This is a genomic window from Algoriphagus sp. (assembly GCF_030694375.1).
Classification (GTDB): Bacteria; Bacteroidota; Bacteroidia; order Cytophagales; family Cyclobacteriaceae; genus Algoriphagus.
The window spans coordinates 66,633-79,012 of sequence record NZ_JAUXYL010000044.1; the positions used below are offsets into that span (position 1 = coordinate 66,633).

At 31.5% G+C, this 12,380-nt stretch carries 9 protein-coding genes; all 9 read right to left on the reverse strand.

What is annotated here, in order from left to right:
* Positions 1-160 precede the first annotated feature (160 nt).
* The 9 genes from Q8M62_RS18300 to Q8M62_RS18340 all read right to left on the reverse strand — a co-directional run bounded on the left by Q8M62_RS18300 (position 161) and on the right by Q8M62_RS18340 (position 12,344).
* On the reverse strand, positions 161-1,285 hold the full coding sequence (locus Q8M62_RS18300) for a glycosyltransferase family 4 protein (protein ID WP_304901223.1): 1,125 nt from the start codon (positions 1,283-1,285) through the stop codon (positions 161-163).
* 2 nt (positions 1,286-1,287) lie between these two features.
* Positions 1,288-2,421: a glycosyltransferase family 4 protein gene (locus Q8M62_RS18305; protein WP_304901224.1), complete on the reverse strand. Its 1,134-nt coding sequence runs from the start codon at positions 2,419-2,421 to the stop codon at positions 1,288-1,290.
* 5 nt (positions 2,422-2,426) lie between these two features.
* On the reverse strand, positions 2,427-3,827 hold the full coding sequence (locus Q8M62_RS18310) for a hypothetical protein (protein WP_304901225.1): 1,401 nt from the start codon (positions 3,825-3,827) through the stop codon (positions 2,427-2,429).
* A 3-nt stretch (positions 3,828-3,830) separates the two neighbouring features.
* A complete protein-coding gene (locus Q8M62_RS18315; protein ID WP_304901226.1) occupies positions 3,831-4,892 on the reverse strand; it encodes a glycosyltransferase family 4 protein in 1,062 nt (353 codons plus the stop codon).
* A gap of 23 nt (positions 4,893-4,915) precedes the next feature.
* Complete coding sequence (locus tag Q8M62_RS18320; protein WP_305668236.1) at positions 4,916-5,923, reverse strand: glycosyltransferase family A protein; 1,008 nt, start codon at positions 5,921-5,923, stop codon at positions 4,916-4,918.
* Between the two features lie 2 nt (positions 5,924-5,925).
* Positions 5,926-7,719: an ABC transporter ATP-binding protein gene (locus tag Q8M62_RS18325; protein ID WP_304901228.1), complete on the reverse strand. Its 1,794-nt coding sequence runs from the start codon at positions 7,717-7,719 to the stop codon at positions 5,926-5,928.
* Between the two features lie 42 nt (positions 7,720-7,761).
* On the reverse strand, positions 7,762-10,110 hold the full coding sequence (locus Q8M62_RS18330; protein WP_304901229.1) for a tyrosine-protein kinase: 2,349 nt from the start codon (positions 10,108-10,110) through the stop codon (positions 7,762-7,764).
* A 12-nt stretch (positions 10,111-10,122) separates the two neighbouring features.
* Positions 10,123-10,953, reverse strand: coding sequence for a polysaccharide biosynthesis/export family protein (locus tag Q8M62_RS18335; RefSeq protein WP_304901230.1), 831 nt, complete (start codon positions 10,951-10,953; stop codon positions 10,123-10,125).
* Positions 10,954-11,039: 86 nt separating this feature from the next.
* A complete protein-coding gene (locus Q8M62_RS18340) occupies positions 11,040-12,344 on the reverse strand; it encodes a nucleotide sugar dehydrogenase (RefSeq protein WP_304901231.1) in 1,305 nt (434 codons plus the stop codon).
* Between the last annotated feature and the right edge of the window lie 36 nt (positions 12,345-12,380).

Genomic DNA, 12,380 nt, shown 5'->3' on the forward strand with positions numbered 1-12,380 from the left:
AAATGCTTAATGCGCATATCAGCAAGAACCAAACCAATATTAAAACTATATGAATAGCTAAAAATTTACCTGTTTTCAATAAGAAACCTAAAATAAAACAGAACAATTTAAACAAAACTTTAATTTAGTTAGCTTTCGCCTGTGCTAGAAAAATCGAAAATTAAACAAGACAGAAAATTTCTTCTTCAAATTTCTCAAGTGTGAATTCATTTGACCATTGCTTTGCTAATAATGCCATTTCATCAAATTTATCAGGATCTTCTATCAAACGGGTCACTTCCTGGATGACCAAATCCAAATCCTTTGATACCAAAATCCCACGTTCACCATAATTTACCATTTGAGGAACACAGGATACACTTGATGTAACAGGAATACATCCCCAAAACATTGCTTCTGCAACGGCTTTAGGCCAACCTTCACTATCCGACAGAAATATTAAAAAATGGCTGGATTTGAAAAAATCAATTAAAATTTCACTCGAAACGTTGCCATGAAAGATTACATTTTCCTGCAAACCAAGAAAGTTTCGCTTTTCCAACAATATTGGAAAAAGAGGCCCCTCTCCAAAAAAATCAAAACGAAACTGAAAATTTTCGCTTTTTAATTTAGCACAAAAATCAAGTGAAAAATCAGGGTTTTTACCGCTTACCAAGGACCCAACAAACAAAAATTTTATAAGCCCGGATTTTATTTCCTCCTTTTTGCTTTTGAATGGACTGATCTGATTTCTACTATATGAAGCGGTGAAAAAGGGTAAAATATTTTTTGTTTGGTCAGGCCAGTCACCATAAACCAATACCTTAATGTTTTTGGTTAAAACAGTGGATCTAAGTAATTTTTGTTGAATTCTGTAGGAAAGAGGTTGCTTGGAATTCAAATCCCAATTACCCGCATATTTAGCTGTTTTCTTTTTATTTGGATAAAAAATCTGGGCAAATGAACCGAGTAATCCCATATTTCCTGGGCAACGGAGGTGGATATGATCAACTTTACTAAAAAGAACCAAAATTTTAAAAAAAATGTAAGGGACTAAAAAAAAGGATTGAATAAGATTAGATACAGAAGTTAAATCAAAATCTGGAACTTTAATAAGATTAAATGATTGTGCCTCAAGTTGAATATCAATTGGATTTAATTCTTGTACTTCAATAAAAGGTGACAAAATAAAAACATTATCAAACTTTTTAAACCAAATATTCATTTCTCTAGCATAAGGGCCATATGCATAAATTTCATTTTTATACAGCTTATGAAAGACTTGGGTAACAATAACAATAGACATTATTAGAAACTCAAAGAACGATAAAAATCAAGATTTTTCTTAACATTGATACTTGTCGAAAATTTTTCCAAAGCTTTTCGTTTTGCATTTTCACCAATTTTAGAAAAACTTTCTCTTTGATAAAATGCTTCCCTTATTTTGCTGGCAATATCTATCGGATCAAATGGATTACACAACCACCCATTAATTCCATGCTCAATTGTCTCGGGTCCAGGTCCAAGAGATGTGAAAATTACAGGTTTCTGCATAGCCATAGCCTCAGGAGCAACCAAACCTTGTGTTTCCGAGTGAGATGGGAAAATACAGATTTCAGCTTCGGCATATGCCAAAGGCAATTTATCATAACTTAAGGAACCGTGAAATGTAAAAAAAGAAGAAATTTGAGAAAATGAGTTTTTCATTTCCTGCATATAGGAGTCACCGTTTGGATAAGACCAATCTCTGCCATATAAATTCAAATGAACATACGGAAAATCAACAATCAATAGCTCCAAAGCACAAAGTAATTGCCTGACTCCCTTTTTTTCACATACAGTACCAGCAAATGCCAATGAATAAGGAATGACTTTTATTTCAGGCCTTGGATAAAAATGATCAGATGAGATTGAATAACAAATAATTTCAAGGGGTTTATTTCCAAAGTTCAAATATTTAGAAGTTTCAGTAACTGAAAAGTTTGAGACACCTATAAAAGCATCCGATCTTTTGAATGAAATTTTCTCCTGAATACCCTTCCAAAGATTTATATTCCTGTTTTCAGCAGTGCTAAAAAAATGATGTCCTCCATGAAGTCGTATAACATATTTGACACCGGGTAATTTACGAATCCAAAAAAAAGACATCTCCGCACCTTCAATGATGGATATTGGATTTTCTAGATGCAACTTTTCAAGAGTATTATTAAGTTTTCTATAATTTAAATACCATGAAAAACCTCGAACATTACTGTTTTTTATTAAAATTAGGTTTACTCCATCTAAGTTAAAATTGCCTTCACAATGGTTATTGAAAAAAACAATAGATACATCCAAACCATTTTTTAAAAGTTCTGAAGAGAAGGTTTTAAGAAAAGAACCCACACCTCCATGACTAAAATTTTTAAAAGGATACTCACTCGTGATAAATACAATATGCATGATAATCAACTAGTTATTGCCGAAGAAATATTCCTTGAGGCTTCATCTATAGGATGTAGAACAATTCTTTCAAACCATGTCAATTTATCAGGGGCAAATTCTAAAGGATTTTCAAAAATCTTTAAAATCAATTCTGACCAATTATTTTTAGAGTCTATAAAAACAACTGGTGACAAATCTCTAAGAGAATTAAAATGATGAAATTTGTAAATAGTATCTATAGTCCATGCACTTGATACAATAGTATTGTAATTTATAAAAATGCAAGGCTTATTAAAAGTCGCAAAGTCTAAAGCCATTGTTGAACCAATATTGACAACTAATTCACAATGGAAACTAATATTAACCAATAAATCAATATCTTTATAAGAGGTCAAAATACCATCCCAGTTTAATTTATTTTTGGTGTACAAAATTGGATTAATAAACGTGATTAAATCGGGGAAATTTTCTTTTAAAAAATCATAACGATCAGATAAATCAGAGGGGGCTTTTCTCAAGATAATATGAGGACGAGAATTAGCATCAACAGACATTAAAGATTCCAATAAATCCTGGACATATAGAGGGTCATAGGGGGAAGTATAATGATCATCGCCACTAAAACAAATCCATTTTTTATTTGCATCCAAATCATAAATTTTTGCAAACTCCTCTCTATCTAATACTCTTTCCGGTTCAAGGTAAAATTCAAATTGAGGTGTCCCCGTAATTAGAATTTTCTCATTATCTATTTCTGGGTAAAAGAAATTAAGTTCCTTTTTCATTAAATCAGACCAAACCAAAAAATAATCAGCTTTAATGGACAATTTAGCTTTAGGAATGTTATCCCAGGAAAAAATCACTGAAAAAACTTTGATATTTAATTTTTCAGCAGCCAAACACAAAGGATTAAGGTTAACTATACGTTGATGGGTAATTAAAATGGAATCGTATTTATTTTTCTTTAAGATATTAATGTAAAAGGAAATCATCTTTCCTCCCCACAGGAAACGGCTTAATTTCTCGGTCCATAAAATAAAAACATAATTTAAAGAAATAATATATCCCAATAAACGGGATAAAAACAAGAAAAAAGAAAGAAAAGAGTATTTCTTTGATCTAGTCCTGTTAAAAAGTAAAGTGGGATTGGATAATTTTTTTGAAAAATAAACAAGTCTTGCCCAACAAGATGCTTCCCAAAAAAATCTTGAAAGAATCGGTTGATCAAAAATGGTGAAATTCTGAATTCTGACAGTATTTGAATAATTCGGAATATTTTCTTTTAAATAATCAGAGGAAAGGTTTGACCATATTTCAAGATTTGAAGAATTTCTTAATTCTTTAAACACATTTGAGTATAGGTAATTCTTTACTCCAACACCATCAGGAACAATCAATAAAACATTTTTTTTCTCAATCTTCATCTCTTAACCAACAGCGGTTTTGAATTTGACAAGCCAATTTTCATAAGAAAATTCAGTGATTTCTTGGGGGGGACCAAGATATCTATCAGTTTGAAAAATTTTATAAGCTTTATGAAATTCATCAATCCAATTTTGAATAATGTTAGGATTTTTTACAAAAAATATTTTTGAAGAATTATTAAGAATCTCAAATAAACTACCGCTACTCGTCGTAATTATCCAATTACCACATAGAAGAGCCTCCACAACAGATAATCCAAAACCCTCTTTCCATAAGGAAGGAAAAAAATAAAAATCTGAAACCTGCAGATATTGGGGTACTAAATCATGATTAATTCTCCCTACATGACGCAGTCGGCTATTATTTTCCGAAAATTCTTGTGAACTTCCAATAACAAGGATTAACAGTTCAGGAAATGAAGACAATAGATCTTTGGCAATTTTCTCAAAAAGATGCAACCCTTTTACTCGTCTATCATTAGCCATCCAAACAATGACTATTGAATCAGAGGGAATATTTAATGATTCCTTCATCATTACTTTTTGTTCCACAGTTGGAATAAAAAATTTTGTATTTAAAATAAAATTCCCTACAATATATGCTTCAGGAGTAAACTGGAGATTATTCTTCAAAGTGTATTTGTAGCTGGAATTTGACAAAAAGAAAACCTTATCCACTAATTCATCAACATGTTTGGGAAGTGTAAGATGAAATCCATGAAAATATAAAATAAGTTCAATCTTACAGTCAAAAGAAAACTTTTTTAAAGAAATTGATTCTAATAGAGCTATATCATCTTGAACAACTATTTTCAAAAGATCACTCTTTTTTGATAAATTCTGAATTGTCTTTAAATAGTCTCTTGCAACCCAATTAACTAAGAAGAATCTTTTAAACTTATGGAAATAATAAGGCCAACTTCTTTTAGTACAGTGAATATATTTACCAGCTTCAGCACCAGGACTCAAAACAAAATCAAAAAATGAATCATTACTATTAAAAAAATCAAACAAATTTGTCCAACTCCCAATTTTTTTTGATGGCAAAGCAATATTGGACACCATTATTCTATGAATTCGCATGCAGCTTAATATGTTTCTTCTCCGAGATATTTAAAATACCACTTTCGGAATTTATGAAAAAATAATCTATTTATAAATTTACCAATAGAAATTTGAGTTTGGTTAAAGGATTTAAATTTTGGAATATCGGTGAATTTAGAAATACTATTGGAGTTCCTTATCTTTTCAAGCTCCACATCCATCCAATCCTCATAAACATTCCCTAAATGATAGGCAAAATTATTCAATGTGGCAAGTCTTAAAAAACCGGCCTTTTCATTGGGATGATCTAAATAATCAAAATCAGATTTTGTAGATAAAAAATCCTTGGAAGGGAAATTGGGAGACTTAAGAAATACTTCTTTTCTATAAGTTGCAACAAAATGGCCACAACCCATAACAGCTTTTCCTTTTGTATTTTGTAAAACTAAATATTTCTTAAAATGAATTGGTTTTAAAATATTTCTTTGAAGACTTTCTTCAAATTTTAGCTGGTCATCCGGATCCCTAACTTCATCAAAAAAAATTTTCCCTTTAAAAAAAGCAAAAAATGCATTTGAATACCCAAAGTTTGCAAAACCTCTACTATGAGGCACAGGAGAAACCATACCAGCTTCAGGGAAGTTTTTAAAAACAGATTCAATTCCTTGCTGCCATCCTTCTTTAAACAAAACATCAGCATCCGTAACAGTTATTAAATCTTCCTGATTGCTTTTAATCACAGAATAAGCGGCATTTATTTTTCCCAGGTTAATTTTAGTATGAAGTAATTGATCAAATTTACTATTTGAAACATATTTCATGTTCAAATATTCCTCAACTTCATTACAACAACCATTATTAATAACTGATAAACGACTTTTATCATGAATAGTCAATAATAAGGATTCTATACAAACCTTTAATACATTAAAAGAATTCTTAAAATATTCATCAACCAAATTTGGTATAAATACAGGAACAACGATCCTATGGTAAGAAGAAGATGAAATTTCCTTATCAATATTCTTATTTGGATTTTGACCGACTCTCATTATTAAAATTTTTGATAACTAATCATTTCTCTAAATTCACTATTTGACTCTAGTAAAGAGTTAAAATCCCCTTCTACAGTTACCCTACCATCTCGAATGATAACAATTTTGTCACAATTCTTAATTGTACTAAGTCGATGAGCAATTATAAAAATTGTAAATTTCCCTTTTAAAGCGTCAATATTGTTTTGAATATCTTTCTCAGTACGACTGTCTAACGAAGATGTAGCTTCATCAAATACCAATACATTCACCTTCTTAAAAATCTCCCTCGCGATAGAAATCCTTTGTTTTTGCCCTCCACTTAATATTGAACCATGGTCACCAAGTATTGTGTCGTATCCTTTTTCTAAAGAATCTATAAATTCTTTAAGATTAACCAATTCTAGTGACTCATAAAACAATTCAATGTTTTTAGGCGTTTTTTCTGCCCAGAAAGTTATGTTATTAAATGCAGTATCATTAAAAACAACAGGTTCTTGAGTAATATAACCAATATTTTTTCTATAATCTCTTAAATCACATTGATGAATATCTTTCCCCCCAACAAAAATATTTCCAGATGTTGGTTTCATTAATCCTACAATTAGATTAACAAGAGTAGATTTTCCTGATCCACTTGGACCCACAAAAGCTATAGTCTGTTTTTCGGGTAACCTTAAATCAATATTATTTAATACAGATTTATTGGAATTGAAACCAAAAGATACATTTCTTAAAACAAAATCAAATTTATCTATATTCAACTTTTCATCAAGCTCCATCTCTTTACCTTCCCGCATAAGAGTTATTAAATCCTCAGCAGAATAGATTCCCCCTACGTTGGAAACGAACCCTTGCCAACTTGATTGAATCATCATAACATAAGTTAGCGCCCGATAGAAAAACATCAAGCTCATAGCTATTGATGCAATTTCTGCTCCAACGAATCTAATTTGAATAAAAACAACCAAAATGATGACAATTAATATTACAGGTTCTCTGGCTCCAGATAAAATTGCATTATAATACCCGATTTTCTTTTGTTTTATTTCTATAAGATTTATAATTCCAAGTAATTTAGGTTTATATTTTTCAAAATATGAAGTCGCTTTTAAATATTTAAAATGATGTACTGCTTGAATTATATACGATTGAAACTTATGGCTGGAACTGGATATATTTTTACTTGCTAATTCAGTGTAGTAAAAAAGCTTTTTAAAAAGGAAATTAGATAACCATGCGCCAATAGAAACTAAAATAGCGAACTGCCAATTTGAAAGAAATGCCAGACCAAAATAAACCAACAACAATACCAAAGATTGGATTGCATTAAAAAAAGAAATAAATGAAGCTGTCACTTTAAAAACTTCACCGGATAAGGTGTTTTGAATCTCTCCTGAATCCAGTGAAATGAAACTAGAATATTTCATTTCTTCAAGAGAATTTACCATTTGATGTCTGAGCTTCTTAACAAAAAAAGATTGAAGTATAGCCTTATAATAAGTATCGAAAAACTTAAAAACACCTTTTAAAAAAAATAAAGAAATCATTAAAAATAAGATAAAATATATGTTTATCTCAAAACCAATACTTTGAAAAAAATCAAAGATAAAACTAAAATTACCAAAGGATTGTGAGTAGTCATCTATACCATCTATCGAAGATTGAATCAAAGGAATAAATAACGCAATACCAAATCCATCTAAAATTCCAACGAAAAAACTAAGTAGTAGTAATTTGAAAATACGAAAATTAAGATACTTATAAAATAATCTGAAGTATCTTACATAATCTGAATTTTTAAAAAATTTCAAAGCCTTAATTAAATTTATATGTGAAGTTTATTAAAAAAAATACTAATCTAAATAATAACCGTAACCATAGGAATAATCATATCCTCCATAGGCAACTTTACTTGCATCAACTCCATTAAATATGGCGTACATGTTCTTTAATTTATTTTGTGTTTTCAACCGATTAAGCGCATCAATAAAAGATTTATCTGAATAATTTTGACGAAAAACAAATAAAGTAAAATCAACTAAAGTTAAAAGATCCAAAGTCTCAGAAACCAATCCAACTGGAGGAGTATCCAAAATAATCACATCATAAATTGTTTTAAGCTCTCCTATAAGCTTTTCAAAATTTGATGAAAACAGGAGTTCGGAGGGATTAGGAGGTATTGGTCCGGATACAATAATATCCAAATTTTCATGATTTGAATATTTTATAACTTTTTGGAAATCCTCCTCTTCACCACTTAAATATGTAGATAAACCAATATCATTTTTCAAATTAAAATCTTCGAAAATCTTAGGTTTCCTCATATCACAACCTATCAATATTGTCTTTTTGCCGGTAAGGGAATATACAGAAGCCAAGTTTAAAGCACAGAAAGTCTTTCCTTCTCCAGAAATAGTTGAGGTAATCATAAAAGTTAACTGCTTTTCTTTTGGGACGAGAAATTTAATATTAGATCTTAATGACCTAAATCCTTCAGCAATTCCAGATTTCCCGGAATTAAAAACAACAAGATTTTCAACGCCTTTTTTCAATAAAATAGTTGAAAGAACTGGTATTTTAAGCTTCCTTTCTAAATACTTCGGCTCTTCTATTTTAGTTCGAAAATATTCTTTCCCGATAACAAATAAAATTGGTAAAAGTAAGCCAGCAATTACAGCAGCAGAATAATTACGTACGGGTTTAGGACTTACTTGCAAAGTTCCTGCTTTTGCAAATTCAATAATTTTATTTTTTGATGTATTTGAGGCCTTTGAGATTGCTGCCTCAGCTCTTTTTTCAGAAAGAAAATTATAAATATTTTCATTTAAAGTTGTTTGTCTCTGAATCTGGATTAAATTTTGTTCAGCTTGGGGAAGTGACCTAAAAGAAGATTCTATAGTTCTTTTCCTGTTTTCAAGATCATTTATTGTCATTGAATTATTGGAATCAACATTATTTAAAATCTCTCTTATTGATTGATTTAAATCGGCTAGCTTTTTATTGGCGGAAATTACTTGGGGTGATAATTCAGTCTGCGTAGACATTAATCGCGACCTATCTACCTGAACAACCAATAAATTTTCTATGAGACCATTGAGATAAGGATCCTCAATCCCCAGACCAGAAGGAACAATTATTTCATTATAATTTTCACGTACTAAATACTCTTTTAAATTTTGATAGTACCTTCTTTTTAGTTTTTCATTTGCAAGTTGGGTTTCAATTAAAACTAACTGCTCATACACAGAAGAACTCTCGGAGCTTAGATTAAATATTTGATTGGATGACCTGAAATTCTGTAACTGATTTTCAGATTTAGTGAGAGAATCAGAAACTCCTGCTACTTGACTGTCTATAAAATTGATTGTACTCATAGCAATTTTATTTTTCTCCTCAAGCTCAAGTTCCAAATATGTCTCCATTAATGTATTCAAATAAACTTCCCCCTTTCGTCGGTTTTGAACAATCAAACTGAGGTCAAGAATTGAAGAATTTTTTTGTGAAAGTTCTACAAAAAGTATATTGGAATAATGATTAATTAAAAAATTCATGTCTCTCAAAAGAAAAAAGGATGATCCAGTGCTTTGACCTGAAGTGTTATTAACCTTAAACTTATAATTAGGAGTCTCTATCCATTCTCCAAATTTATATTGTTTTTGAATTAAATCTTTAACTTCTTCATAACTCCCATCTATGAACAATTGAGTATAAGATTCATCAGGAAACTCTAAAGTAAAATCAGTTAAACTAACCCAATTAACTTTTATCTTCCCATTGAGTAACTGAGGTGATTTCCAATCTACCTCAACTATAATAGGAGTTTGTTTGTAAATCTCTTTAAATATAAATGTCTCCTCTTCAAAATAAGAAATCTGAAAATCGAGTTTATTCAGAGTTGCCTCTGCGATAGGTCTTGATTTAAAAATAATAGTCTCATTGGTAATCCCCATTCCATCATCTGAACTTACTGTTGGGTTTTCAAAAAAAGAAAACCCTTTTTCATTTTCTTTAATGAAAAATTTTGATGTTACACGATAAGATGGGGGTGTTGTTTGAGTGACGTAGTATGCTCCAAGGAGAAACAGACCAATACTTAAGATAATAATAGGCCAAATCCTGAATATTTTTGGAAATATTACTTTAAAATCGATTCCAGACTCTTGATCTTGAAACAAATCGTTTTCCTCCTGATCTAAACTCATAAATTTTGTATATTAATTTTTTATTACAGTCAAAATCAAAGCTAAAGCAGTGATAGTGGAAGTGATTAGAGTTATAGTTTCAATTAAGGTAATACCTGTCCCTATCTCGTTTACTTTCATTGGCTCAGCATAAATCATATCATTTGGCTTCAAAAAATAAAATTCTGATCCCAAAAGTTTTCTGTCCAAAAGATTAATTTTGTGGATTTGGGAACCATCTGGATATTGTCTGACAAGTAATACCTCATCCCTTTTGGCTACTCTGTTCAAATCCCCAGCAAATGCAATAGCTTCAAATATCGTCACTCTGTTTTGTAAAATAGTATATTTCCCTGATCTGTTAAATTCACCCAAGGCACTAAAACGAATTCCTCCTAATCTCACTCTCAAAAAATATTCACCAGGATTTACATATTTAAGAACCTCTTTTTCAACTAAATCCTTAACCTCTTTAGTTGTCAAACTTGTAATTTTTAATTCACCTATTAACGGTATTTCTACTATACCTCTGTCATCAATGGTATAACCATTCATAAAAAACGCATCACCAGAACCTTGGACACCTCCTCCTTGCTGAGCAGCCATATTAGATGGGTCATTGGAAACGGCACTAAAAATAAGATTTAAATCGGGGTCCGTAGTTTTAATATTAATCTCTACAATATCATTAATTTGCAACAGGTAATCTTCTGTTAGATAGGGATATTTTTCGCTTGACTCAACGAGTGGACCAGAGGAATTTTCCAAATTTTGCATGTAAATAAGCTTTTCATTGGAAACACATGAAAAAAGTCCTCCACAAATTAAAAAAAATATTAATAACCTTTTGAAGAAGTCTTTCATAAGCATAAGTTTTGATGAGTTAATTTTCATGATTAATGATCCAAAATACTTTTTTCTATTTGTTTTTTTGAGTGATACCTGATTAATTACAACCTTGCATCAACTTTACTTTTTTCCAAAAACCCTTTAACATCAAAAACTACTTTCGATTGTGATTTATGAATATTCAAAGTGGAAAATTGCTTATGTGACACTGCAAGAATAATAGCTGAATAATTATCCAAAGAAGGGACTTTAGATCCCGACTGAATGTCAATGCCATATTCATGCTTCACTTCTACAGGATTGGCCCAAGGATCATACACTTCAACGTCCATATCAAAAGATCGGAGTTCTTTGTAAATATCAATTACGCGCGTATTTCTCACATCAGGGCAATCTTCCTTGAAGGTGAAGCCCAAGATCAATACTTTAGAATCGATTACTTTTAAATCCTTTCGCATCATCAGCTTGATCACCTCTGTAGCGACATGTTTACCCATGCTGTCATTCAACCGACGACCGGCAAGAATTATTTCAGGATGATATCCGACTTCTTGAGCTTTTTGCGCAAGATAGAAAGGATCTACACCAATGCAATGTCCGCCTACCAGTCCAGGCTTAAATTTCAAGAAATTCCACTTTGTACCGGCGGCTTCCAGAACCTCATGGGTATCTATTCCCAAAAGATTGAAAATCTTCGAAAGCTCATTTACAAAAGCAATATTGATGTCCCGCTGTGAATTTTCTATCACCTTCGCCGCTTCGGCTACTTTGATGGAAGAGGCTTTATGGGTTCCTGCAGTAATTACAGCTTTATACAGTTGGTCAACGTACTCTGCAGCCTCTGGTGTACTCCCGGATGTCACTTTTAGAATCTTCGATACCGTGTGTTCTTTGTCTCCGGGATTGATCCGCTCGGGAGAATACCCTACTGAAAAATCTTCGTTAAACTTTAACCCGGAAATCCTCTCCAAAACAGGCACACATTCATCCTCCGTAACTCCCGGATAGACAGTCGATTCATAGATTACGACGTCTCCCTTTTTAAGATATCTGGCTATATTTTCAGATGCCTTGAGCATAGGAGTCAAAACCGGCCGATTATGTTTATCAGTCGGCGTCGGAACAGTCACAATATAGACCTGACAGTCGGCCAAACTTTCGGACTCAAAAGTCGGAAAAAGTCCTTTAGTGCCCAGTTTAGGATTTTCTCCCAACAAAACCGACTGTAACAGATCATCCTCTACTTCCAAGGTTCTGTCAGTTCCTGAATGGAGTTCTGCAATTCTCCTCTGATCAATATCAAAACCCACAACGGGAAATTTCTTTGCAAATTCTACAGCTAAAGGAAGCCCTACATATCCAAGGCCTATGATGGCAATTTTGGCCTCTTTATTCGGTAACAACATGACTTTGTATTTATTATTAATTCTTAAACAATTCTT